This is a genomic window from Sphingobacteriales bacterium (assembly GCA_016719635.1).
Classification (GTDB): Bacteria; Bacteroidota; Bacteroidia; order Chitinophagales; family JADIYW01; genus JADJSS01.
This window is the reverse complement of the sequence record JADJYT010000001.1, coordinates 407768-433874: the sequence shown is the minus strand read 5'-3', so window position 1 is coordinate 433874 and position 26107 is coordinate 407768. Positions and strand designations below refer to the sequence as shown.

The 26107-nt window shown below is 41.7% G+C and carries 18 protein-coding genes; 12 read left to right on the top strand and 6 right to left on the bottom strand.

Annotated elements, in window-relative coordinates; translation table 11 throughout:
• Positions 1–4: 4 nt before the first annotated feature.
• Together IPM95_02015 and IPM95_02010 are read left to right on the top strand one after the other, a co-directional pair.
• Positions 5–1786 (top strand): ABC transporter ATP-binding protein, encoded by a 1782-nt coding sequence (locus IPM95_02015; protein MBK9328093.1) that lies wholly within the window; start codon positions 5–7, stop codon positions 1784–1786.
• Positions 1787–1857: 71 nt separating this feature from the next.
• Positions 1858–2277: a DNA-binding protein gene (locus tag IPM95_02010; GenBank protein MBK9328092.1), complete on the top strand. Its 420-nt coding sequence runs from the start codon at positions 1858–1860 to the stop codon at positions 2275–2277.
• On the opposite strand, the gene IPM95_02005 is transcribed toward IPM95_02010, so the two are convergent.
• The 3 genes from IPM95_02005 to IPM95_01995 form a co-directional block, all read right to left on the bottom strand.
• Entirely contained in the window at positions 2278–2550 is a 273-nt protein-coding gene (locus IPM95_02005; protein ID MBK9328091.1) for a heavy-metal-associated domain-containing protein, read from the bottom strand.
• Between the two features lie 245 nt (positions 2551–2795).
• Positions 2796–3935 (bottom strand): glycoside hydrolase family 88 protein, encoded by a 1140-nt coding sequence (locus IPM95_02000; GenBank protein MBK9328090.1) that lies wholly within the window; start codon positions 3933–3935, stop codon positions 2796–2798.
• A gap of 19 nt (positions 3936–3954) precedes the next feature.
• The gene (locus IPM95_01995) at positions 3955–5979 is read right to left on the bottom strand and encodes a T9SS type A sorting domain-containing protein (GenBank protein ID MBK9328089.1); all 2025 of its coding nucleotides are present in this window, start codon (positions 5977–5979) and stop codon (positions 3955–3957) included.
• A gap of 225 nt (positions 5980–6204) precedes the next feature.
• Between IPM95_01995 and rnr the strand changes: the two genes are divergently transcribed.
• Positions 6205–8106, top strand: coding sequence for a ribonuclease R (rnr, locus tag IPM95_01990; GenBank protein MBK9328088.1), 1902 nt, complete (start codon positions 6205–6207; stop codon positions 8104–8106).
• Positions 8107–8113: 7 nt separating this feature from the next.
• On the opposite strand, the gene IPM95_01985 is transcribed toward rnr, so the two are convergent.
• Positions 8114–9175: an NAD(P)-dependent glycerol-3-phosphate dehydrogenase gene (locus IPM95_01985; GenBank protein MBK9328087.1), complete on the bottom strand. Its 1062-nt coding sequence runs from the start codon at positions 9173–9175 to the stop codon at positions 8114–8116.
• Positions 9153–10820, bottom strand: coding sequence for a 1-acyl-sn-glycerol-3-phosphate acyltransferase (locus IPM95_01980; protein ID MBK9328086.1), 1668 nt, complete (start codon positions 10818–10820; stop codon positions 9153–9155). Before IPM95_01980 ends, IPM95_01985 begins: the two co-directional genes overlap by 23 nt.
• Before the next feature lie 100 nt (positions 10821–10920).
• Here IPM95_01980 and IPM95_01975 point away from each other — a divergent pair, with 100 nt between their 5' ends.
• Positions 10921–11580, top strand: a complete 660-nt coding sequence (locus IPM95_01975; GenBank protein ID MBK9328085.1) for an ATP-binding protein — start codon at positions 10921–10923, stop codon at positions 11578–11580.
• Positions 11581–11603: 23 nt separating this feature from the next.
• Here the strand turns inward: IPM95_01975 and IPM95_01970 are convergent, their stop codons facing one another.
• Entirely contained in the window at positions 11604–16367 is a 4764-nt protein-coding gene (locus IPM95_01970; GenBank protein ID MBK9328084.1) for a translocation/assembly module TamB domain-containing protein, read from the bottom strand.
• 160 nt (positions 16368–16527) lie between these two features.
• On the opposite strand from IPM95_01970, the gene tsaD reads away from it, so the two are divergent.
• From tsaD to IPM95_01930, 8 genes are all read left to right on the top strand, one after another.
• Positions 16528–17538: a tRNA (adenosine(37)-N6)-threonylcarbamoyltransferase complex transferase subunit TsaD gene (gene tsaD, locus IPM95_01965; protein MBK9328083.1), complete on the top strand. Its 1011-nt coding sequence runs from the start codon at positions 16528–16530 to the stop codon at positions 17536–17538.
• A gap of 83 nt (positions 17539–17621) precedes the next feature.
• Entirely contained in the window at positions 17622–18818 is a 1197-nt protein-coding gene (locus IPM95_01960) for a T9SS type A sorting domain-containing protein (protein ID MBK9328082.1), read from the top strand.
• Positions 18819–18851: 33 nt separating this feature from the next.
• Complete coding sequence (locus IPM95_01955; protein ID MBK9328081.1) at positions 18852–19259, top strand: acyl-CoA thioesterase; 408 nt, start codon at positions 18852–18854, stop codon at positions 19257–19259.
• 89 nt (positions 19260–19348) lie between these two features.
• Positions 19349–20392 carry an NAD(P)-dependent alcohol dehydrogenase gene (locus tag IPM95_01950; GenBank protein MBK9328080.1) on the top strand — a complete coding sequence of 348 codons (1044 nt, stop codon included), beginning with the start codon at positions 19349–19351 and terminating at the stop codon, positions 20390–20392.
• A gap of 155 nt (positions 20393–20547) precedes the next feature.
• Positions 20548–22176, top strand: coding sequence for a glycerol-3-phosphate dehydrogenase/oxidase (locus IPM95_01945; GenBank protein MBK9328079.1), 1629 nt, complete (start codon positions 20548–20550; stop codon positions 22174–22176).
• Positions 22177–22320: 144 nt separating this feature from the next.
• Positions 22321–23952 (top strand): L-glutamate gamma-semialdehyde dehydrogenase, encoded by a 1632-nt coding sequence (pruA, locus tag IPM95_01940; GenBank protein ID MBK9328078.1) that lies wholly within the window; start codon positions 22321–22323, stop codon positions 23950–23952.
• Between the two features lie 123 nt (positions 23953–24075).
• The gene (locus IPM95_01935; protein MBK9328077.1) at positions 24076–25389 is read left to right on the top strand and encodes a hypothetical protein; all 1314 of its coding nucleotides are present in this window, start codon (positions 24076–24078) and stop codon (positions 25387–25389) included.
• Positions 25390–25459: 70 nt separating this feature from the next.
• Positions 25460–26092, top strand: a complete 633-nt coding sequence (locus IPM95_01930; GenBank protein ID MBK9328076.1) for a phosphoribosylanthranilate isomerase — start codon at positions 25460–25462, stop codon at positions 26090–26092.
• The last annotated feature ends 15 nt before the right edge of the window (positions 26093–26107 follow it).

The following is a 26107-nucleotide window of genomic DNA, read 5'->3' as shown; positions in this document are numbered from 1 at the left end:
TTTTATGAGTGAATTACTTTTAGACGTTAAGAACTTAGTAACAGAATTTAAAACGGAAAGCGGTATTGTGAAAGCGGTAGATGATGTTTCGTTTCAGGTAAATAAAGGGGAAGTAGTCGGTATTGTAGGGGAGTCCGGTTCCGGCAAATCGGTCACATCGTTGTCTGTAATGCGACTGATTCCCCATCCTCCCGGACAAATTACAGGCGGACAAATCAACTATTACCGTGATGGAAAAACAGCCATTGACCTCGTAAAGATTCCGGAACAGGAAATGCGGTCGTTTCGTGGGAATGAAATTTCCATGATTTTTCAGGAGCCGATGACATCCCTCAATCCGGTGTTTACCTGCGGCAATCAGGTGATGGAAGCGATCATGCTGCACCAGAAGATTTCTAAAAAAGATGCGGAAACTAAAACACTGGATTTATTTGCGCAGGTGAAACTGCCCAATCCGGAAAGAATCTTAAAATCCTATCCGCATCAGTTATCCGGCGGACAAAAGCAGCGTGTGATGATTGCGATGGCGATGAGTTGTCAGCCAAAAATACTAATAGCCGATGAGCCGACCACTGCGCTGGATGTTACGGTCCAAAAAACAATATTGGAACTGATTAACGAACTCAGCCGTCAGACAGGCATGTCCACGATTTTCATTACGCATGATTTAGGTGTCATTGCGGAAATAGCTGATAAGGTGGTGGTGATGTATAAGGGAAAGATTGTTGAACAGGGAACTGTTTTGGAAATTTTTTCCAATCCCAGACATCCATATACGAAAGGACTGCTGGCCTGCCGTCCGCCACTCGGAAAAAGGCTGAGCAAACTGCCGGTCATTGCAGATTTTATGGAGGAGAAGGACGGTATCATTACAGAGAAGGCAGCCGATATGAATGCGCTGGTCGAAGCATTCGTGGTCAGTGAAGCAACCACGCAAAAACGATATGAAAACCTGCAGCAGCAAACACCGATTCTGCAGTTGAAGAATATACAAACCTGGTTTCCGTCTAAAACCAATATTTTTGGCAAGCCGCTGGATTACGTCAAGGCAGTAGATGATGTGTCGTTTGATGTGAATGAGGGCGAAACACTTGGATTGGTTGGAGAAAGCGGATGCGGAAAAACAACATTGGGCAGGACGATTTTGAGATTGGTGGAACCAACAGGCGGTAAGGCTGTTTTTGACGGCAAAGATATTTTCAACTTAGACCAGACTGAACTAAAACTGCTGCGTGAACACATGCAGATTATTTTTCAGGATCCGTATTCTTCCCTGAATCCGAGGATGACGATAGGTAATGCCATTCTGGAGCCGATGCAGGTGCACAATAAATATGGCAACAACGCCGAGCGGAAGGATAAGGTGATTGAATTGCTGGAAAAGGTCAATATGAAAGCGGAGCATTTTCAGCGCTACCCGCATGAGTTTTCCGGTGGTCAGCGTCAGCGTATCTGTATCGCACGAGCCCTGGCATTGAATCCGAAATTTATCATTTGCGATGAGTCCGTTTCCGCGCTGGATGTTTCCGTTCAGGCTCAGGTATTGAACCTCCTGATCCAGCTGCGGGAAGAGTTTAAATTCACCTACATCTTCATTTCACACGATTTATCGGTGGTGAAATTTATGAGCGACAGGATGGTGGTGATGAACAAAGGCAGGATTGAGGAGATGGGACTTGCGGATGAAATCTATAACAACCCGCAGCAGGAATACACCAAAAAACTGATAGCCGCCATACCGAAAGGGAATGTGGAAGATATTCGCGCCAGATTTGTACGCGTATAATTTTTTTTAATCAATGCAATCTGCTTTTTTCGGGAAGTACGCATTTTCGCTTACATATTTAAACAGCATCTATGAAATTTACGGTTGGTGAAAAAGTGCAGTTGGAAATCGGCAGACCAACGAATCTGGGTATTCATGTGCTGATAAACGGCACACAGGATGCCATGCTGTACCACAATGAAATATTTCAGCCGCTGACCTTAGGGCAAATCACGGATGGCTATATCAAAACGATACGCAGTGACGGAAAGATTGATGTCAGCCTGCAGCCGCAGGGTTTTCACAAGGTCATAGAACAGAATTGTTCGGGGATACTGGATAAACTGAAGGCAGGAAAAGGAATACTGAAACTCACCGATAAAAGTACTCCAACAGAAATACAGCAGGAAGTGAACATGAGTAAGAAAGCCTTTAAAGCCGCTATCGGTCAACTGTACAAACAAAAGAAAATTACCATCGGCCAGGATGGTATTTATGCGGTAAAAAAATAACTACTTGTTCATTCGTCCTATCATGCAGCTGGCATAGCTTTTCAACTGCAGCAACAGACCATTCTCTTCTGTGGCTTCCGGATAACCGAGTGAATGAAGTTTTTGTGTAATGGCTTCCCTTTGTACAGCACCGGAATGCAGAACCGTCACCGAGTCTTCATCATGATTCACCATTACACTCTCCACACCTTCCAGTTCGTTCAGTTTGTTTTTTATCGTTGTCGCACAGCCGTCACATTTTAGGTTGGCGATGATGATTTTTTCCGATTGCATAGTTCTATATTTTGTATAAGCGAAGTTAGATACTTTAAATGGTTTATAGAATGATTAAAATCAGGAAACAGCTGTTCGTTTTGTGATTCGAACAGTTCTGCGAAAAAAATGCAGTTTTTTACAGGAAGTATAGTGTCCGGGTTCTTGTAATACCCTTTAAATCCATTGATCCCCAAATGTTTTTGGTTTTGTCACTTCGTTGATTCTAACTCAATAGACACTTTGACACGAATATATTAAACTGCTTATAATTTTTCATATGTGCTGCCAAAACGGATAAACATGCCTATACTGTAGGGTTTTTCGTTTTTTATTTTGCGTTTCAGGTAGTAGTTCTTATCACCTATACAGGTTCCCTTGCAAACGTTTTTAGTAGTAATGTATTTTTCAGAAACCTCTGTTATACTGTATTTGCGCAATCCTTTGTATGCAGAATCTATACTTTTTCTGTAGGCTGAATCTGTAACGATACCGAACTGAAGGGCTTTGGTAATTCCATAGGAAAACATGGCAGTACTGGAGCTTTCAATATAGTTTTCAGGTTCCTGCGGGCGTACGGGCAATTGGTACCAGTGTCCGTTCTGTTTATTTTGCAGTTCCGGCAGATGCACCAGCATTTCCTTTAAATATCCGGCCAGTTCCGGCCAGTACGGATTATCTTTAGGCACCGTCTCCAGCGCATCGGATAATGTCACTACGATCCACCCGTTGCCTCGTCCCCAGATTTCGGCACTTCTGCCGGTTGTTTTATCCGGCCAGTTTAACTGGCCGCAAAAGGTACAGTGAGATTTCCGGTCGCTGTCCCAGCCATGTACCCATAATCCCCATTCTTTATCCTGCAGTTTATCACGGTGTACACGGATTTGCAGCATTAGTTCATCGAGATAGGCGGTATCGCCGGTGGCTCTGAACATTTCGAGCAAAAACTGACCGATCATAAAGATGGTGTCGTCCCATAACTCCAAATCTTTTCTCAGATGAGAAACACCTCCGTCTTTGGTTCGCTTTATCTTTAAGTAATCCGAATAGATTTTCTGACAGGCTCTTTTATACTTCTCTTCCCCGGTGATTCTGGCAAGGAAAGCCATCCCGATTCCGGAAGCCACGGCATTCGGTATTTTCCCATTTGCAATCGGGTAGGTTTTATCCATCGCAGTACGGACATACTCAAGATAGATTTTCTTTTTATCCTGTTCGCTGTTATCGTATTGCCTGATCATCGTATACAGCAGGGAAGCGTTCATCCAGTTCCAATGAAACTTCGAGGGGGGCAGGTATTTTTCCCGGGCATAGGTATCCAGCGTATCAACCCAGGATTGTGCATGGCTATGCTGGTGCATGGAAAAAATCAAAAAGCTTAACCCTATCAGTATTTTTGTTGTCATCTGTACTGCAAGTGGTAGTTTATTTTTTGATAAGTAGTTTTTGGGTGTAAACATCCTGCTGATTTTCGAGTAAAAGCATATACATGCCTTCTGTCCAGTCTTTAGTTGTAATATTTACTGTATTGCCCGGCGGAGGTGCTGCCAGATTTTCGGAATAAATCTCAGAACCTTTGATGTCAAATATTCGGAGTGTTGCCGAACGCAGGGACAGAGGTACGTCTACCTTCACAGCATCTGTGGCCGGATTGGGATAAATGGTCAATTGTTTGACATCTTTGCTGCTGTTTAGTAGGGCAGTTGGAGTTTGTGTCGGACCGGAAAAGATATCACCGTTCCAGGCATATTCCAAGGTCTTTCCATCCACTGTTATTTTTGAATAGTAAACCCATTGTAAGGTAGGTAAATTGAAATACCATTTTTCTTCGTACTGCGATTGTTCAATAATTTGCTGGAAATTGTCAAAACTGCCATACATATCGGCATTGCCAACCATAAACACCCACGTTTGCCCGTCGGGATTCTCACAGGCCCTGACACCGTTTATTTCGCCTGTACAGCTTCTTCGAACGGCAACATAACCATCACCTTCGCGCCCTAACAGCCACTTGCCGCTCTCCCGGACTTCATCCATTTTATCGGGTTTAAAGTGAAGGGCAACATCCAGTTTTTCATCTTTATAGCCGAATAAAGCCAATCCCTTTTCCGGACGATACATCACCAATGCTACATTTGATTTTTGCTGTACATAAGGCAAATGTGTATTTGCATTGTGAGAAGGTCTGTTATCCCAGTCAGTATCGGGTTTTCCTGAAAGTGTAAATACGGCACTTGTTCCGGCGTTTACCATAATTGGAAATTGCTGATAACCTAATTTCCCTTTCCAGAAATCCTGTAAGGATGATAGGGTGACCGATTTATTTTTGAAAATAGCGATTTTCGGATTATATATACCGGAACTTTTGCTGATAGGACTGGCGATTTCCGCAATAACCGGTGCCAGATCTGTAGGTAAAAAGGAATATTGTCTGAAATCGGCAAATTCAAAGTGGTCCCATAAATTCAAGTCTTTTAATAATTTGAAAGTGGAATAGGAAACATCCGGGTGAAAATAGGCACCAGAACTCCATTGGAAGATAACCTTGTCTTTAGTGGACATCATATTGTTAATATTGTTAATGCCATTCTGTAAGGTGTGACCTGAAGTATAAACAGTATCTAAGTTGGGTTTCCATGAATTGATTACATCATCTAGCGGAACTGTTGTAGTTGCTAAAAAGGCACCGGCATGAGAAGGACCATTTTCAACTTCACCCAAACCGGTTAACAGATAAATCAGGTTATTATGATTTGCGCCATAAGCGGTTTCATATTTTCCGGGATAATTTCTTCCGGCAGTGGGAAATAATACACCTCTGTCATTGGTAAGCAGTAACAGTTCTTCTTTTAATAATTTTTGTGAAACCTGTGTTGCCAGGCTTTTGATTTCGGCATCTTGCGAGAAATCTGCCAGATTTAACAATCCTGTTAAGCAATAGGGGGCATAGGTGGTTGAATTGAACTCATAAAAACCGTATTGCAATTTCAATTTCAGATAATGACGTAACCTTCTGTCTAAAGTACTGTCTACCACTTTTCCGTATTTCTCATGCAGTAACCAGTCAGATGCCATCCACATGATCATATGATTTTCTGACCAATACTCCCTGTTATCCTCATTTGCTTCTAACCAGAATGGAAGTGGTGCTAAAACCGGCAGTATCTGACTGTCATATTCTCCGTTTGATAACAGCAGAATCCGGACTAATTTTATGATATCAAAATCTGCAGTAGATCTGGTTGAGACATTAGCTAAAATAGCGGTTAATTCCTGTTGGTTGACGGGGATTCCTTTTGCAGCCTGAATGCTCAGAGCGTCTGAATTGACATTATTTAAGGCATAGTCAATATAGGTTGTTCTTCTGGCATCAAAATCAGGGTTACCCGCCATGCAGGCAGTAAAACCGATATAACAAATCAGAAATAAAATGGTGTAAAATCGAATCATTGCCGATGTTTTTAAAAGTGAAAATGACAATACAAGATACTGTAATTTGTTGAAATCGTATACAATCCCTGCAAAGATTGTATAAGCGCTTAAATTGTCTTATTTTTACAGTATGTCCAAGAAGAAAAGATAAACAAAACCAGGCACACTCATCCGCATAAACGTGAGAAAAAGGATACTAAAAAAAATCATGAAATATTTATTGTAGGGGAAGAGCTTACCGGGATGATTGATATTGCCCGGAGCGGGGATGCTTATGTGTCCATAGAGGGAAAATCAAAAGATTTTTTTATTCACCGCAAAAATACGCATCATGCTTTTGACGGTGACACCGTAAAGGTGCAGCGTGTACATAAACCCAATGCCGTTCGTCCGGAGGGATTTGTAACGGAGGTTGTCAAAAGGAAACGTTCTCATTTTATAGGTGTGGTGGAAAGAGTCAATGACACCTGCTTTGTGGTGGCAGACAATCCGGGTATAAAATCCGATTTTTATATTCCGGAAGGCCGTTCCATGAAAGCCAAACATAAAGATAAGGTGGTGGTAGAACTGGCAGAATGGCGTCCGAAGGATAAAAATCCCATTGGACATATTACCGAAATATTCGGTCAGGCCGGCACTAATGATATTGAGATGAAATCCATTCTGGTGGAAAATGGCTTTTTCACTTCCTTCCCAAAAAATGTGCTGGACGAAGCGGATGATCTGGAATTTAAGGTATCCGAAGATGAAAAAAGGACACGAAGGGATTTTACGGATATTCCTACCTTTACCATAGACCCTGCAGATGCCAAAGATTTTGATGATGCCCTGTCTTTTCGTGTGCTGGAGAATGGCCTGTATGAAGTAGGTGTACACATCGCGGATGTGTCGCATTATGTGAAAGAACATTCTGCATTGGAAAAAGAAGCGTTCAAACGGGCAACCTCGGTTTATCTGGTGGATAGGGTAGCGCCCATGTTTCCCGAAAGGCTTTCCAATATCATCTGCTCGCTGCGGCCAGATGAAGATAAGTGCTGCTATGCAGCCGTTTTTCAAATGGATGAGAAAGCGGCGGTGAAGGATGTATGGTTTGGCAGAACAGTGATTCATTCCCAGAAACGCTTCAGCTACGAAGCTGCACAGGAAATCCTGGAAGGCAATGACGGTGTGTTTAAGGAAGAGCTGTTAAGACTGAATGAACTGGCACATCTGTTACGCAGAGAGCGGTTTAAAAATGGCTCTATCGGTTTTGAAGCTCCGGAAACCAAGTTTCAACTGGATGAAAATGGGAAACCCGTCGGTGTATATATCAAAGAGCGCAAAGATGCCCATTTGCTGATTGAAGATTTTATGTTGCTGGCGAATAAATACGTGGCCAAATTTATCGGGAAGGATAAAAATGAGAACGGCAAGACGCCGTTTGTCTTCCGGGTGCATGATTTGCCAAACGAAGAAAAATTAATCGACTTCCAGTTGTTTGCACAGAAGTTCGGATATAAAATACAGTTTGATAATCCGAAACAGATTGCCCGTGAATTGAACCGGCTGATGCAGGAAATCGAAGGAAAACCGGAACAGGCTGTGTTGCAGCAGCTTGCCATTCGCTGTATGGCAAAAGCCGTTTACACAACCGATAATATAGGGCATTACGGATTAGGCTTCGATTTTTACACGCATTTCACGTCCCCTATCCGTCGTTATCCGGATGTGATGGTGCATCGGCTGCTGGATAAAATCATGAACGATAAAAAACTACCGACCAAAGATGAACTGGAATATCAATGCAAACACAGCAGTGAACGTGAGCGTGCAGCCAATGATGCGGAACGATCATCCGTAAAATACAAGATGGCGGAATTTATGCTTGACAGAATCGGGGAACATTTTACGGGAGTTATTTCGGGTGTGAAAAACTGGGGGATTTATGTGGAATTGCCGCAATACAATTGTGAAGGGCTTATTCGAATCGAATCGATGAAGAACGACAGTTATACTTTTGATGAACGGAAAATGCGTTTTCTGGGCCGGCATCAGGGGCATACCTATCAATTAGGGGATAAGATAGATGTTACACTTACAGGTGTGGATATCGAAAAGAAAACGATTGATTTTGAATTAAAGGAAAGTCACGGTATTTTACTGTAAGTCCGTATTACATATAATCCGCATCATAACCCCAGCGGTATTCCATCAAATAACCAAGAGCCAGGTCCACCTTCAGGTCTTCAAACAATGCTCTGTAGATATTTTGAATGATAGGTAGTTTTATACCGGTGGTATCTGCCAGTTTTTTAGAGATACTAACGGTCTTAATCCCTTCTGCCACTTCCGTAGAAGTGGCGATAATCTGTTCGAGGGTTTCACCTTTAGCAAGGCGGGCACCCACCGTATAATTTCGGCTCATAGGAGATGTACAGGTCGCTATCAGGTCGCCGATACCGGCCAGCCCGAGAAATGCTTGTTTTTCCGCACCCATTGCCGTTGCCAGGCGAATAATTTCACCTAAGCCGCGTGTAATTAAGAATGCCATTGCATTGTTGCCGTAACCTAACCCGCCTAAAGCGCCTGCAGCAAGTGCCATCGAGTTTTTGAGTACTCCTGCTAATTCTACGGCATAAATATCGTGGTTGCTGTACACCTGCAGCCGTTTGCTGCGTATTGCGGCTTCGCCTTCTTTAATCACCTCATCAAACTTACTTGCAATGACGGTAGCTGCCGGATGCTGATTGGCGATTTCCCGTGCTAAGTTAGGTCCACTCATGCAACCCACCCGTTTTACACAGGTTTCTTCCAGTATCACCTTACTCATCGTGTAGGTATCCTGTGGATACAGTACAACATCCCTGTCCAGGATGGATTTTCCGGGTTCTAATTTGATGTCAAATCCCTTTGTGCAGTGAATCATCATATGATACGGTTTTAAAAACGGCGCCATATCGCGCATCACCTGCCTGAAACTATCCGACGATACGGATGGCAGCAACAGATAGCATTTGTCCGTGATTTCCTGCATATCGTTGGTTGCCGTGACATTCGGATGGATGGTCTGTCCGTTATTGATACGATCTCTATTGATAATTTCAACAGCCTCCGGTCGCCGGGAATATAAGAAAACCCGACCGTTTTCAGCAAGAAGGTTGGCAACTGCGGTACCAAAACTTCCTGCTCCTATAACAGCAACGGGATGTTTATCAGATGTGCTTTTCGAGACCATAGCCATTTAATCTGTTGTGATAATAATACAATAGTTTCAGATCTTCACTGGTAATATTGCCCACCTTATTCCGCATGATTGGAAGATTGGCATGATAGATGCAAACGTTGTTGATGCCCAGCTCGATGATTTCTTCCAGTTCCTTGGTCGTCATGTGCGGGGCCAGTTTTATCAAGTTCTTGTTGTTCAGCATATAGAGTTCGTCAATTACTCTTTTAACAGAAGTTTTGAATGTATCCCAGTCAATTTCCCGGTCTTCATCTGAAGTACGGAGCAGTGTAAATAAATCCGGATAATCCAATTGTTTTTTCAGTAATTCAAAAGCGGCAAATGCAACAACATGGGAGGCATAAACGACATTATTGCTGAAAAACCCGTCAATGATTTTGTCGCCGAGCATTTGGGTGTAGATCGTTTCACGCTGGTCATCAGCTTTCAAATGCCCCTTGTTTATAAAATAATTTCTGATTTCCAGTTTATTTCCGGTCTTATCTAAGCTGTAACCATCATTATCAACGGCATTTCCGAAAATATCCATCGGTTCACTTAAGGATAAAGTGATATCCGTAGATTTTGAAAATGTCTCCCAGAAAAACTTCCATATAGCTTTCCCGGTAGTTTGTGTATTGTCATAAACCAGGTATTGCTCTTTTCCAATTCGTTTCAGTTGTTCTTCTATGAGAGAAGAAGCTTCCAATACGAAGTGATAGCTGATGGTAAGCGGCACGATAAAAATTTTAGGTGCCAGGTTTGCCGGGTTTTTTTCGTAATGGATGCGTTGAGCTTCCACAACAGTACCGAGTAATCCCAGCTTTAAATCCGTTTCAATATTTCCTGCTCTGGAACGGGTTCCGCCCGGGAAAAAAATGGTATGTGCTCCGGCCAGTACATTTGTCCTGGAGAATGATTTAAGGGTTTCGAGATAGATGGGATTCTTTTTTCTCCTGTCTAACTTATAGGCGCCTAGATTACCCATAAACAGGCTGAAGAATTTAGAATTAAACAGATTTAAACCGGCGCCGTACTGAAATGCGGGCATACCTATATAGTCCATACCAAAACCAATGATAACGGAATCTAAATTACTGAAATGGGTAGGCACTAAAATAACAGTCCCTTTGGTAGCTAAGGTGCGCAATTTCTCCACCGGTCCTGACACAATCAGTTTGTCTTTCAGTTTATCTTCAGGATTAAACAGTCCTTTAAAACCGCCGAAATGAGCATTAAACAAACGTGCGAAAAAGCGGCGCAGAATCTGCCGGGCAAACCAAAATAAATTGGGGATGAAATTACCTATGATTTCGTTGGCGTAGCGCGACATAATATCCTGCAGCATTTCCTGATGCTGCTCTTTGGAGATATCTTCATCATTATGCGCCGGATCCGCCTTTAGTAATCGTTTCTTTATACTGCCCCAGAATTCACGGTCGTCTTCGGGGTCCACTTCCCACGGATCATTCTTGATACGTATATGCTCCAGGTAAAGTGTTTTTTGCAACTGGTTGCGCAACGCAGAGAGTGTAGGATTGGCCTTGTTGAATTCTAAAACTGCTTCTGAAATAGTTTCCTGTAAGATTTTGTCCCTTTTTTTGGCTATCAGGTTGATTGGCCAGTCTTTTATTTTGGGAATTACTGATTCAAGCATAAATATAAAATCACTAGGTAAGTAAAAATAGGTATTAAATTAGTAAAATCTATGTTTTTTTGTTGAACCATTTATATTAATCAGGTTAACTTTCATACGGATGCGGTTTTCACCGGAAATAAAATACAATATTGACGAGTTGGAGCGAATCATTTCCAAAGGGGAAGGCGTGCAGCTGGATTTCAAGCAGACCATCACGAGTCAGCGTAAGATTGCCAGAACATTGGCGGCATTTGCCAATAACAGAGGCGGTAAGCTGTTAATCGGAATAAAAGATAATGGTGCCTTGTTGGGTTGCGATATTGATGAGGAAATGTATATGATTTATGAAGCTGCCGAACATTTTTGTGAACCTCCTGTCGATGTAGTCTTTTCTGTCTATGAAACAGATGACATGTTGAATATATTGGAAGTGGATATCAATAATAGCTTGCGAAAACCTCATTTTGCGCAGGATGACCATGGAGTCTGGCAGTTGTATATGCGCAGCAATGACAAGACGCTGATGGCTTCCAAAAACACGCAGCGTATGCTGGAAAATGAAAATAGGGAAGAGGAGATGGAACAAACCGCACTGGATTCTAAAGAACATTTCGTGCTGGAATACCTGAAAGATAAACAAACCATTACAGCTAAAATTGCAGCGCACCAATTGAATATTTCCCTCCAGAGGGCAAATGGGTTATTGGTTAAACTGAATAAACTTGGATTGATTCTGTATAATAAAGATAAACGGGGAGAGTATTATTTGCTGCGTTAGCAATCCCTCTTTCTGATTATAATTTACCGGCCGGTTAAAGTAAATGAAACGTATTTATTAAAAATTTCATCAAATCTTTCCTTTGATTTCAGCTTGTCTTCAATCAGATTGATCGGCTTGAGAGACGAAGTGTCTGCGGGTGTTTCTTTAGGCTTTTTGTCTTTTTTATTTTTCGGCCGGAATAATTCTTTTAAGCTGTCGAAATCCTTTTGGAATGAAATAGCGCCGCCAGTTCTCACTCTGTCCTGATTGATGATGTCAGTCGTATAGTTTGTGGTTCGTGCATAGGTTTTTAGCCGTATTCTTCCATCCGGTGTAACCAGGTATTCTAAAAGGAAGTCACCGGCGATTCCGGTGTTATTGGTGGTTTGTCCGGTTGTTGTATTGGCGACCGTATTGTTGGCATTACCAAAGTTGACATTGCCGCCAATCGTTAATATCAAACGGCTGCCCAGTAATTCCTGCTTATAGCTGAATCCGAAATTTCGGGATTCCTTGGACTCCAAATCACTTAACAGCAAATCGATGGATGCACCTTTTATGACCTGCGACAAACCTTGCGATAGGAGCTTGGAAATCTGGCTTGTCAGAAGTTGTGTAACGGTATTGGAATATGCCTGAAATTTCTGGTCGGAGGCAGTTCCGAGTGGCCAGAAAGAACTGAACAAGAGCAGTGTGCCTGCTTGTTTATCTACTTCCGCATCGTTTTTAGATATTTCATCCAGCACCCGCATCAGTTCATCGGACTGGGCGGAAGCTGACCCTGTTGTAGGTGCAATCCTGAACCCGATTTTCGTTTTTTCCAATGTACCTGTTATCAAGAGGTTTAAATCAATTGGGAATGTTCTGTTCTTTATGGTCGAATTGCTGTCCACGATATTCCGGACAGAAGCTGCCTTTACATTGTAAAGGCCAACGATATTTAATTCAGCTTTAAGCGGATCGCCGTTAAAATTGATGGTGCTGCCTTTTCGAACATTAAATGTTTTATTTAAAATTCCCTGAAAATTAAAATCATATTTACCTTCTGTCAGGTTATAGGTACCTTCTATGTTAAGTTCTCCTTTTTTATTCATGGTGAGGTTGAGGTTCCCTTCCCCGCGACCGATGATTTTATCATTGGAGGATGGATCAAGAATGATATTGGCTACGGCATCCGGTGTCGCCGTGATATTCATATTGAGATTCAGACCACTGATTTTTGATTTGTAATCAATCTTTTTGATGGTATCTCTCGGATCTACAAATTTTACAAAACTGTATCCTTTATCAGCTGCCTTATCAGAAACGGGTAAATTGAATTCTGTATTTTTCATCGTTTCCATTCGGGTTACGTCAATAAATAAATCATTGAAGAATCCGGATATGCTCACTTCTCCTTTTGCAAAGACTTTTCCATAGAAATCCTGATTGTCGTCATAGGTGATATTCATAAAATTAAAGCCGGCCGGTGCGCTGAAGCTGACATTTTCCGCTTTAAAATTCTTAAATCCGCTGTGCTGAAGTTTTCCTGCCACCAGAGCCGTATTGCCATAATTATCGTACACGGTCATTTCTCCAAAGTCAAATCCCTTTTGAGTGAGTTTCACTTCTTCATTGACCAATTTGAAAGTGGTGCCGAGGTAACGCATTTTTAATTCAGCTGTATCAATAATCTGTGCTTCGCCGAGTAAAACGGGCTTTTTAATATTTCCCGTGACTTTTACATTTCCTTTAACAAAAGCTCTCGGGACGAGCAGTTCTTTTTTAAGAAGTGCTTCCAGAAAGTTCAGATTCACCTTTTCGATGTCTGCGTCCACATCTAAATTTTCTTTTCCCGGAATCTGCATATCATAACTGCCGTCAAAGGACAGCTGGTAATTGTCATCTTCAATGGTGCCGCCAGCCTCCAGGATTTTTTTTCCGTTTCTGCCGTATACACCATCCAGGCCAATATATTTTACTTTGTAATCCAGCACCTGCAGATCATTGATGGTGATATCAGCATTGGCCTGTAGTTTGGTGAGGATATTCCTCAGGTTGACCGTTCCGGAGAGTTTTCCATTCCTGATTGCACCGGTTGAATCAATCAGCTGGCCGATGTCAATCAGATCCAGGTTCTCGATATTTATTTTTGCATCGGACAGTGTATTTCTACCGTTTTGTATGTTTATTTTCTGTTTATCCTGTATCAGTGAAAAATTCTTGGCGATAAAGATACTGTCTATTATGACCAGTTCATTCTCTTTCTGAACTGTCCATACTTTCTTATTCAGCATAAGTTTTGAGTTCAGTATTTTTGCGGTAATGGTATCTTTGTTAAAGTCTAAGGTAGATAATAGCCGAACGGCGTTGTCGGATGTATCGCTTGAAATATTGACGTGCGTCAGTAATTGTTCCAGTGAACTGTTCAAGCCCAGATGTATATCTTCGACAACTGTTTTACCGGATTGTATTTTTTTAATTTCACTGTTAAGCAACAGATCCCTTTCCTGTATGTCTCCGGTCAAAGCGATGCGATTAAATGCTATGTTTTGGAAATTGGCAGAATCCAGTTTTGCATTGATTTCAAAAAGATTGTCTTCCGTGCTGATGCTGGCATTTAAGTCCAGCTCACTGATATATTTCAGGTCAGGAACGAAGACTTTGAATAAACCGAAGTCAGATTTTAATTTCAATCTTGCTTCCAGTTGCTGCGGTCTGCTAAGTTTGAAATCCTTCTCTTTTGGTTTTATCAGTTTAGAATAATTGCTGAGAAATACTTTCATGGAAGGAACCAATGTGATAGGGTCGAATTCTCCCACAAAATTTGCATTAAACTGGTCTGAAGTGATGGTGTAATTTTTTGTTGTGCCGTCATTTTGTAAATCAATGTCCACATCTGATAAGACCAGGATGTCTTTTGCATTCTGTAAAATCAGGTTGCTGAACTTTCCGGTACCCATCAGGTTTCCAATGTTGTTACCGGCTGCGTGTACTTCACCATCCAGCGAAATCATTAAAGTGTCTTTTGTTAAATTAAGTTTTTTCAGGTCCGCATTCTTGATACTGGTGACGAAGTCGAATTTTGGCAGCTTATCATTAAAGTCAGCGGTTCCGTTAAAGTCAATCAATAAACAATTGTCATCGTAGAATGCCTTTCCTTTGAACTTCTTCTTGTCCAGTAGGCCATCCACTATTATTTTGTCAAATACAAATCCATTGAAGTAGAAATTGCGGATGGTTCCGGTAAGTCTGGTATTCAGGTCTTTTGCATTAAATCCGTTTCCATTTGCATTCAGGTCCACATCCGCGGTGCCAAATAATTTGTGATTGCCGGTCAGTTCTGCAATATTGATTTTTGTTGCAATAATATTGCCCGAATAAGTAGGCGCTTTTCCATTCGGAAAACTCATCCTGACATCCGTTGTGATACTGCCCAGGTTGCTGGTTGTCAAATTTCCACGGGCAACAAAATCATTGATGAATCCAAAATAGGAACCTTTAAAATGGATGATGCCGGCATTTTTTAATTGTTCGGGCATCTTGAAAAGTGGCAAAAGCGTTTTCAGGTCATTCGTACTGGTAGTAATGTTATTCGCTTTTATGTCAAATAAGGTTTGATTGATTTTGGGTAATCCTTTGATATTTCCGGTTATATTGATTATGGTGTTTTTACCTGTTTTTAAGTCCAGTTCATCAATCCTCAGGTTGGCTAGTTTCCCCTTAATATACCCATGCATGGCAACATCAGCAGGCAGGTATTTGAGTAATTTAGGTGCGAATACACCAACATCATTCGACTTAGCCAGTACTTCCTTAAGATCGGCCTTGAGAATAACCTTGTTTTGGAAGTCGCTGAAAGAACGCCATTCATCCAAAAATTGTATGGATAAATTTCCTCTGATTTTTGAATCATTGAATGCAATATCCGCATTGTCCAGGTAAATGCCTCCATTGTCCAGTAATGCGATACCTTCCAGTTTTTTTACGTTTGCATTGCTGTCTGCCAGTGCCTGCAGTTTTTTCATGTTGACATGCATGCCGGTGGAATCCCATCGGTAGTTTCTGAAATCCAGCTGAATCTCATGTATGTTCATCCGGCTGATCAGGAATGTTCCAGCCCTCTGGTTTTTATGGTGGAAATCCATCGAGTGGGTGCCATTTACAATCGTTAGCTTATCTAACGTTATATTGAGCTTTTTCCCTAAACCCTGTACATCGAAGCCTTTGCTGGGTTTTCCGCTTGGTTTCTTCTCTTTTTCGTTGTACTGTGTCAGTTTAAAATAGGGATCTGTCAGTACAATTTGTTTTGCATCTATTTTAAAGTGGTTGAGATTCAGTTCCCTTAAATCAATATAAACTTTGGTAAACCGTATATCAAACCGCTTGTCTTTAAAATGGTCGTCCAGAATGATTTTACCGTTCGTTAGATTCAATTTTTTCAGCTTAAGCTCTAAAGGGGATGAGTTGGTCGTGGTATCGGCAGGTTTTTTATTTTTGGAAGCAAATTTTGACAGAATAAACTGGTAGTTATACAGACTGTCATTTATTCCTCTATAGCCGTATAACCTCAGTCCATCCATGCTTATATTGTCAACGTATATCTTTTTGTCTCTCAAATGGGTGATTTGTTCCATCAGATTTTTTCCAAGCATCATATCTGCACCCAGTCTGTTTACGTACAGGATGGTATCGGATTTATTTTTTTGGGAAGATAAGTACACCCCGTACATATCCAGGGTTCTGATAAAACTGATGCTGACAGAGTCTATCTTTACGGTACTGCCTAATTCTTTTGATAAATATTCACTTACTTTGTGAACCAAATAAGTTTGAACTTTAGGTTGTTGGATTAAATAAAAGGTGGAAAAAAATATAAGTAACAATATCAGCACGATGACTAATAAGGTTCGGAAGGTATATTTCAGGAATTTTTTCAACAGCTATCTAAAAAGTTACAAAATTACGAGAATTTAAGCAATAATTATGCCCGATATAGTCATATTAGCGATTGAGTCATCCTGCGATGATACTTCAGCTGCCGTATGCATAAACGGCAGGGTTGTTTCGAACCTGACAGCCGGCCAGAAAATACATGAACAGTATGGCGGTGTCGTTCCGGAACTTGCCAGCAGGGAGCATACCAAAAACATTATTCCTGTCGTTGAAGCAGCCATCAAAGAGGCAGGCACCAACAAGGAGGAGATTTCGGCGGTAGCTTTTACACGCGGACCGGGTTTGATGGGATGCTTGCTGGTTGGTGGTATTTTCGCCAAGTCATTTGCTCAGTCATTAAACGTCCCATTGATTGATGTGCATCACATGCAGGCGCATGTCCTGGCGCATTTTATTGATGATCCAAAGCCATCCTTTCCATTTTTATGCCTTACTGTTTCCGGTGGTCACACCCAGATTGTTTTGATAAATGATTATTTTGATATGAAAATCCTGGGCGAAACGGTTGATGATGCAGCAGGAGAGGCTTTTGATAAAACAGCCAAGTTGCTGAATCTGCCTTATCCGGGAGGACCGCTGATAGACAGATATGCACAAACCGGAAATCCGGATGCATTTAAGTTTTCTGAGCCGCAAATGGAGGGACTGAATTTCTCTTTCAGCGGCGTTAAAACCAATATTTTGTATTTTTTAAAAAATGAAATTAAGGCAAATCCTGATTTTATTCAGGAACGACTGAATGATATTTGTGCTTCCGTACAAAATGCGATTGTCCGTATTTTGATGAATAAACTTAAAAAAGCAGCTCAAGAAACCGGAATTCGAGAGATAGCCATTGCAGGTGGAGTCAGTGCCAATTCTGAATTGCGAAACCAATTTTCCCGGTTAGGTACAAGTTGTAACTGGAGTACATACATACCTGATTTCCAATATTGTACAGATAATGCCGGCATGATTGCTATAGCAGCGTATTATAAGTTTTTGAGGCAAGACTTTTGTCCAATTGACATCCCTATTTTGGCAAGAATGTCAATGCAATGAACATTTCTGAATAAAGAGTAATTACAGAATGATAAATTGTTTTTATTTTTACCAAACGTTTGTTTGAAAAAAATCAGTTTTTTATGCGTAAATCTATTTTGCTATTAACATCCTTAATGGTGGCTGTCTGCACTTTTGCACAATACTCCATCGGAAACAGGAAGTTTATTTTAATCGATAAATCGAGGAGCAATCGCAGTATCCTGACATTTGTCTATTATCCAGCCATTTCCACCGGATTGGATGCACCCATCGTCAATGATGGCAGTAAGTTTCCGGTTGTTTCATTTGGACATGGTTTTGTGATGTCGTCACTGGCCTATCAATGGCTGGCAGAAGCATTGGTACCTTATGGATATATAGTTGCATTTCCCGGTACAGAGGAAGGAGTACCTCCTAATCACAGCGATTTTGGGAAGGATGAAGTGTTTGTAGCTCGTGCATTCAGGAATTATGGTGATTCAGCCACCTCCTTTTTATTTGGAAAAACAAATGGCTATACGGCAGTGGGTGGCCATTCCATGGGCGGCGGTGCTTCTTTTTTAGGTATGCAAAATGTAACGGACATCACCACATTCTTCAATTTTTCGGCCGCTGAAACATTCATAACGGAATCTGCCATTCAGTCTGCAAAAAACTGTAACCGGCCGGCACTGGTTTTTACAGGCACCAAAGACTGTGTGGCACCACCAATCGGCAATAGTCGTTTTATGTATAATAACTTGGCTTCCGAGTATAAGTTTTTTGCCAATATTGTTGGTGGTTCTCATTGTCAGTTTGGCGACCCGAATAAAACGCCCTGCGAATTGGGAGAAACGCTTGTCTGCGCCGGTACGACCTATATTTCGCAGGCTGACCAGAAAAATAAGGTGCTATTGTTACTGAAACCCTGGTTGGATTTCTGGACGAAAAGAGAATGTGCCGCAATCACGACCTATTACAATAATGTAGCCGGCAATCTTTCAGCTATCGATACCTTGCAGTCTAAAATAATCACATGCGGAGCACTGGATGTAACGACTGCTGTTCGGAATCAAACATTCATCAGGGCAAATTTATTTCCGAACCCAACTACCGGCAATTTTACATTGGAAACAGCCGAAAATTATACCAAAGGTTATTTACAATTAACCGATGTAGCCGGAAAAGTTGTCGATGCTCAGCAATTTAACAGCCAGCGCTCCATACTGCTAGATTATACGTCCATTGCGAAGGGTATCTACCAATTGCAGTTCAGTACGGAAAAGGGTACTTTTACCGGTAAGATAATGATTGAGTAAGTATTTGCTCAGCAGTTTTTGTATCATTGTAATATGGAACGCGTAAAGATTTCCTTACCTTCAAAAATCTTATTTACCACTGTTTTTACTATTGGTAAGGACGATATCAATGAAGCCAATCATATGGGCAATGAACGTATCCTGGTTTTTACCAATGCCATCCGTTCTCCATTTTTCAGACACCTCCAGTTGACAGAAAATGATTTTGAAAAGCTGGAAGGAACTATAGTGGTGAATCATTCCATCCACTATCTTTCAGAAGGTTTCCTGGGAGATATAATAAGGTGTGAGGTAGGCATCACCAACCTGTCTGAATGCAGTTTTGATGTGGTTTTTAACTTTAAGAAAAAAGATGGAAAGACAATGGCCGTTGTCAGAAGCGGGTGTGTATATTTTGATTATGCGGTCAGAAAAATTCGCGCATTGCCTGTAAAATTATAACTGCCTTTTCAACATGACAATGCAGTTTTATTATCGTATATTACAGTAGTTAGATTTCGAATATTACAAAAATAAATAAAGACAATAATATGCCTGCTATAAAATCTTATGCCGCGCTCAGTGCCACTACGCCTTTGGTTCCGTATTCCATTGACAGAAGAAACCCCAAACCTCATGATGTACAAATAGAGATACTCTACTGCGGTGTCTGTCATAGTGATCTGCATTTCGCCCGGAATGACTGGGGGATGTCTGTCTTTCCCATTGTACCCGGTCATGAAATTGTGGGAAGGGTGACGGCGGTAGGGAATGAAGTCACCAAATTCAAAGTGGGAGATCTGGCCGGTATCGGATGTATGGTGGATAGTTGCCGCACCTGTGACAACTGTAAGGAAGGGCTGGAACAATATTGCTCGGAAGGGGCTGTGTTTACGTATGGCGGAGTGGAAAGGGATGGCAGTGGAAATACGTACGGAGGTTATAGTAAATCAATTTTGTCACACGAAGATTTTGTACTGCATATTTCTGATAAACTGCCGCTGGAAGGAGTGGCGCCATTGCTTTGTGCAGGTATTACAACCTATTCGCCGCTGCGCCACTGGAAGGTAGGAAACGGGACAAGAGTTGGCGTATTGAGATTGGGCGGGTTAGGCCATATGGCTGTGAAACTGGCTGTATCAATGAGTGCTGAAGTCACCATGCTGAGTCATACGGCTGCAAAAGAAGCGGATGCTAGAAAACTGGGGGCGCATAAATTTGTACTCACCTCAGATGCAGAGCAGACAAAATCGGTAACGGGCTATTTTGATTTCATTCTCGATACGGTTTCTGCCGAACATGATTATAGTTTTTACCTGAGTCTGTTGCGTACCAACGGAACCATGGTTTGTGTGGGAGTTCCTCCGGTTCCTGCAACCATACCGGCCATGAATCTCATCTTTGGACGCAAGAGTTTTGCCGGCTCCCTGATTGGGGGAATTTCGGAAACACAGGAAATGCTGGATTATTGCGCCGAACATAATATTGTGAGTGAGGTGGAAGTGATAGCCATGAAGGATATTAACGAAGCCTACGAGCGTATGTTGAAAGGTGATGTGCGTTACCGTTTTGTGATTGATATGGCAACATTGTAGGTGTCATCCAACTTTGTATTTTCTGTTTTTCTGCTTTGATTACCTGATACGTCCGTCACTTTAAGATAACATTATTTAAAGAAATATTTTGCCTTGAATCAAAACTAGGTTGTGGCACTTTCTCTTATCTTTAGATAAAATTGTAAAGTTATTTTATGCCCTTTTCCGCCCGTAACAGAACCCGGTATATCCAGCAACTGCAAAACGATTCATTTGACTTATTGGTTATAGGCGGCGGCATAACAGGTGCCGGCATCGCACTAGATGCCATAACAAGAGGTTTAAAGGTTTGCCTGATTGAAAAGTCAGATTTTGCCTCCGGTACCAGTTCACGTTCCACCAAATTAATCCACGGCGGTTTACGCTACCTCAAGCAACTGGAATTCGGTATCGTACGGGAGGTCGGACAGGAGCGTGCCATTTTGTACAAAAATGCACCGCATATCGTTATTCCGGAGCGTATGTTGCTGCCAATTGTCGAAGGTGGCTCTTTAGGAAAGTATTCCACATCCCTGGGGTTGTATGTCTACGACCGTTTGGCGGGCGTTGAAAAAGAGGAACGGAGAAACATGCTGTCTAAAGAAGAAACACTGGAAAAAGAACCGCTGCTCAATCAGGATATACTAAATGGTGGCGGTATGTATGTGGAATACAGGAGTGATGACGCCCGACTGACCATTGAAGTCATGAAGTCGGCAGTCGAACGCGGTGCATTATGCATCAATTATGTTTCCTTTGAGTCTTTTACCCATAATGCAAGTGATAAGGTAGCGGGTGCATCGTGTAAAGATATGTTGAGCGGTAAAATATTTTACATCAAATCTAAAAAGATCATTAATGCCTGCGGTCCGTGGGTGGATGAGCTGCGCAAAAAAGACAAATCACTCAACAAAAAAAGACTGCACCTTACCAAAGGAATTCATATCGTTGTTCCTAAGGGAAAATTACCGATTCATCAGGCTGTTTATTTTGATGTGCAGGATGGCAGGATGATATTCGCCATTCCGCGCGGCAAAAAAGTATATATCGGCACCACGGATACCAACTATAACGCGGACACGAATTTTCCGTTTGCCACCCGGGAAGATGTTAAATATGTCCTGGATGCGACCAATCTTATGTTTCCAAGTGTTTCACTACAGCTTGATGATGTGGAATCCAGTTGGGCAGGCTTGCGCCCGCTAATTCATGAAGAGGGAAAATCACCGTCTGATTTATCCCGAAAAGATGAAATTTTCATTTCCGATTCAGGGTTGATTTCCATTGCAGGCGGTAAATTGACAGGATTCCGCAAGATGGCGGAACGCTCGGTCAATGTAGTGTGCAAGCAGCTTAAACTGGAAGAAGGCAGAACATTTCAGCCGTGTATTACCGATAAGATTGTACTCAGCGGCGGTAACCTGGATAAATATCCGGCAGAATATGCGAGAGCGCTTCAGGAAGATTTTAAGCAATTTTATGTGGATGATGTATATGAGCTGGTGTTAAAATACGGAAGCAATACACAATATGTGCTGGCATCTGCCCAAACGAATTTTAAAAACGATTTGATTCTGGCGGAAGCGGATTATTGCCTAGAGAACGAGCTGACAATGAATGCTGCTGATTTTCTTATTCGCAGAACAGGACGGTTGTATTTTGATCGCCCGGAAGTGAACACCCTGATAGAGAAAGTGGACGATTATTTTAACCGTCAACTTGAATACTCACCGGAAATGATTACCAAAAATCTGAAAGATTTTGAGAAAGAATACACCGGGGTGATTGCTTTCCGAAATGATTAGACACAACATTTTAGTAGTCATTCCCTTGTAAATGGGAATCTCATTCGATTTTTTACCCCCTCTTCGAAGATATCCTACTAAGGCATTTTCTACTATAAATTGCTAACTTTGTTTTATCTGTTGAGTTATTCAAAATATGCTACTATGTCCAATAAAATGCTAAAAATCGACCTTCCGCAAAATGAGCCGATACTCGGCTACCTGCCGGGCAGCAAGGAACGCGCAACGCTGAAAGAAGAATTGAATCGGAGGAAAAATACAGTTTATGACATACCGCAGGTGATACACGGCAAAGAAATAAGAAGTAATAATACCCTGGATTTGTTCCCACCGCATGAGTTGAACCATAAAATAGCCCACTTCCATCAAGGTAACAGCAAGGATGTAAATGCCGCCATTGAATCCTGTTTGAATGCGAGAACGAAATGGGCAGCGATGCCCTGGGAGGAGCGGTCTGCCATTTTTCTGAAAGCTGCCGACTTGATTTCGGGACCTTACAGGGCGAGTATCAATGCAGCTACCATGCTGGGGCAGTCTAAAAATGTATTTCAGGCAGAGATAGATGCAGCCTGTGAACTGGCCGATTTCCTGCGCTTCAACGTCTATTATGCCAATCAAATATACGGCGACCAGCCTATTTCCGTATCCGGCATCCGGAACACGGTGGAATACCGCCCTCTGGAAGGATTTGTGTACGCCATTACACCGTTCAACTTTACGGCAATTGCAGGCAACTTATGTGCGGCACCTGCCATGATGGGTAATGTGGTGGTCTGGAAACCCTCCCATTTTCAAATCTATTCGGCATGGACGATTATGGAGATTTTTAAAGAAGCAGGATTGCCGGATGGTGTAATAAATCTGATTTATACGGAACCTATCGAAACGTCTAAAATCATTTTGTCGCATCCTGATTTCGCAGGGGTGCATTTTACCGGTTCTACATTTGTGTTTCAGGAACTCTGGAAGATGATAGGAAACAACATAGACACTTACAAAACCTACCCCAGAATAGTGGGAGAGACCGGTGGAAAAGATTTTACGCTGGCACATCCTTCTGCAGATATTGATATTTTATCCACTGCGATTTTAAGAGGGGCATTTGAATATCAGGGACAGAAATGTTCCGCCTGTTCCCGGGCGTATATCCCAAAATCGTTGTGGGATAAAACCTGGGAGAAGATGTATGAGGCTTTAAAAACGTTTAAAGTGGGCAATACGGAAGATTTTTCCACTTTTATGGGGGCGGTTATTTCTGAGGATGCTTACAAACGTATTACGAAATACATAGATCAGGCTAAAGCCAATCCGAATAATATCATCATGTACGGCGGCGGATATGATAAGAAGAAAGGATATTTCATTGAACCGACCGTCATTTTGACCAAGGACCCGAAATCGCTGACGATGGTGGAAGAGATTTTTGGGCCGGTACTGACCATTTATGTTTATGAAGACGAAGCGTTTGAAGAAGTGCTGCATCTGATCGATACCACCTCCGGCTATGCGCTGACAGGCGCCATTATTGCACAAGATGTATACGCGCTGGAAAAAATGAAAATGGCTTTGACCAACTGTGCAGGCAATTTCTATGTGAATGACAAATGTACCGGTGCGGTGGTGGGTCAGCAACCCTTTGGCGGTGCCCGCAAAAGCGGTACGAATGACAAGGCAGGCAGTAAGCTCAATTTGCTGCGCTGGGTTTCGCCGCGCACCGTGAAGGAAAACTTTGTTCCGCCGAAGTTCTATACCTATCCGTATATGAGCGAGGAGTAATGAATAATGGTAAATTATACAATATATCGAATCCTGAATTCTACCGTTAAATTAAACTAAAAATATTGAGGTTGTATTGGTTCTCACCAAAAACAGTGATATCTTGCCGGAAATTATGTTATAATGCGTCCTCTTTTACTTTTAATTTTATTGTTTGCAACAACTACATTCGTTTTATCCGAAGATAAAGTGAATGCAGCTACTCCGGCCAATTACCTGGTGAGTTATGACCTGGTGAAATCGCATACTAAAAAATCAATTTCAGCACTTTGGAAAAAACACCATATCCCCAAAGTTATTTTACATGTAAAGAATGATGTAGATATTTATGAAATTATCTACCGGGCAAAGTGGATAGACAGCACCTGGATTCAATGTTCCGGCATCTACTATGCGCCCAAAAACATAAAGAAACCGGCACCGATCCTGATGTACGGTCACGGCACCCAGATTCACAAGCATAGGGATATCAGCGACGAAGATGCGCAGCAGGGCATTTGTCTGGGTTTTGCCACAGATGGGTATGCCGCCTGCTATCCGGATTATTATGGTATAGGAAAAGGGGAGAAGGAACACCTCTACCAGCACTCCTGGTCGGAGGCAATGTCCTTTATCTACATGTTGTATGCCATAGATGAACTGAATAAACAAATCAATGTAAAAACCAACGGACAGTTATTCCTAACCGGTTATTCGCAGGGCGGACATTCCTCTTTTGCCGCGCAGAAATACTTGGAAGAGTTGAATGATCCGCGTTTTAAGGTAACCGCCACTTCTCCTATGAGTGGCGCTTACGATATGACGGGCGAGCAGGAAAAGTACATGTTTCAGGTGTATCCGCGTCCATTCTATTTACCCTATCTGTTGGTATCTTACCAAACAGCATATAAAGTACTGGATATCGATAATATTTATTCCATCTTTAAACCACCTTTCGATACGTTGCTGCCACAGTTTTACTCTAATAATAAAGACAATACATTGGATTCCCTGGACAAAATCATGCCTAAGATTCCGGCAGATGTGGTGAAGGATTCTTTAGTGGAAGTCTATAAGTCAACCCCCGACTTTCTATTTACCAGAAAATTAAAAGAAAACAGTCTGATAGACTGGAAACCGCAGGCGCCGGTGCAATTGTGTTATTGTAAAGGAGACCGTGAAGTCAATTATAAAAATTCGGAAGTCGCTTTTAGTACGATGACAGGAATGGGGGTTACAAAAATTAAGTTGAATAACTTAAGTAATAAATTAGACCATAATACCTGTGCGCCTTTTGCCGTGATGGCGACCAAGTTCTATTTTGACCGATTTAAAAAACATGGGGATAATCCAAAAATGAAGGATGTACCAAGGTTTAAGAAGGCACTGGCTAATATCATAAAAAAGAAAGAAGAGAAAAAATATGAACAGACCGGAGCGGATGGCATAAGGTATTAATTTATGGATATATTTACGGATTCAAATCTTGCAGACATATATCTGCAAGGTTTTTTAGTAAATTTGAAAGATGAAGATCAAGATATGTGGCATGAAGTATCCGGAGAATATGCAGGCAGTGGCTGCATTACAACCGGATTACCTGGGATTTATCTTTTATCCGAAATCTTCCCGTTATTGTGCGGACACCCTGAAGTATGAAGATATCGCCGCTATAGAATTTCCAATTCAGAAAGTGGGCGTTTTTGTTAATGAAACCATTAAGGATGTCATTCGCCTTTCCACAGAATCCGGAATGGATTTAATACAATTGCACGGTGATGAAACGGCGGAATACTGTGAGAATTTAAAACTGCTGGATTTCCGAATCATAAAAGCTTTCGGGATGGATGATAGATTTGACTTTAGCGGTTTGAATGAATACGAGGAGGTCTGCGATTTTTTTTTGTTTGATACCAAATCAGTGAATTATGGCGGCACCGGAAAAAAGTTTGACTGGACTTTGTTGAAACAATATCAACTTCAGAAACCGGTTTTTTTGTCCGGCGGGCTGGATATATCCGATATTCCGGGTGTTTACGATTTAATAAAAGATATCCCTGTTCATGCATTGGATTTTAATAGTAAATTGGAACTTGAACCCGGACGGAAGGATTTAGAAAAATGCAGATTGCTGATAGAATCTATACGTAACGGTATTTAAAAAATAGATAAATAA

Bases quoted from the DNA above. Each gene is read 5' to 3' on its own strand.
- IPM95_02005 (MBK9328091.1), bottom strand. From the start codon at position 2,550: ATGCAATCGGAAAAAATCATCATCGCCAACCTAAAATGTGACGGCTGT.
- IPM95_01935 (MBK9328077.1), top strand. From the start codon at position 24,076: ATGCGTCCTCTTTTACTTTTAATTTTATTGTTTGCAACAACTACATTC.
- IPM95_01960 (MBK9328082.1), top strand. From the start codon at position 17,622: ATGCGTAAATCTATTTTGCTATTAACATCCTTAATGGTGGCTGTCTGC.
- IPM95_02015 (MBK9328093.1), top strand. From the start codon at position 5: ATGAGTGAATTACTTTTAGACGTTAAGAACTTAGTAACAGAATTTAAA.
- pruA (MBK9328078.1), top strand. From the start codon at position 22,321: ATGTCCAATAAAATGCTAAAAATCGACCTTCCGCAAAATGAGCCGATA.
- IPM95_01955 (MBK9328081.1), top strand. From the start codon at position 18,852: ATGGAACGCGTAAAGATTTCCTTACCTTCAAAAATCTTATTTACCACT.
- IPM95_01950 (MBK9328080.1), top strand. From the start codon at position 19,349: ATGCCTGCTATAAAATCTTATGCCGCGCTCAGTGCCACTACGCCTTTG.
- IPM95_01975 (MBK9328085.1), top strand. From the start codon at position 10,921: ATGCGGTTTTCACCGGAAATAAAATACAATATTGACGAGTTGGAGCGA.
- IPM95_01995 (MBK9328089.1), bottom strand. From the start codon at position 5,979: ATGATTCGATTTTACACCATTTTATTTCTGATTTGTTATATCGGTTTT.
- IPM95_01985 (MBK9328087.1), bottom strand. From the start codon at position 9,175: ATGGTCTCGAAAAGCACATCTGATAAACATCCCGTTGCTGTTATAGGA.
- IPM95_02000 (MBK9328090.1), bottom strand. From the start codon at position 3,935: ATGACAACAAAAATACTGATAGGGTTAAGCTTTTTGATTTTTTCCATG.
- IPM95_01945 (MBK9328079.1), top strand. From the start codon at position 20,548: ATGCCCTTTTCCGCCCGTAACAGAACCCGGTATATCCAGCAACTGCAA.
- IPM95_02010 (MBK9328092.1), top strand. From the start codon at position 1,858: ATGAAATTTACGGTTGGTGAAAAAGTGCAGTTGGAAATCGGCAGACCA.
- IPM95_01930 (MBK9328076.1), top strand. From the start codon at position 25,460: ATGAAGATCAAGATATGTGGCATGAAGTATCCGGAGAATATGCAGGCA.
- rnr (MBK9328088.1), top strand. From the start codon at position 6,205: ATGATTGATATTGCCCGGAGCGGGGATGCTTATGTGTCCATAGAGGGA.
- tsaD (MBK9328083.1), top strand. From the start codon at position 16,528: ATGCCCGATATAGTCATATTAGCGATTGAGTCATCCTGCGATGATACT.
- IPM95_01980 (MBK9328086.1), bottom strand. From the start codon at position 10,820: ATGCTTGAATCAGTAATTCCCAAAATAAAAGACTGGCCAATCAACCTG.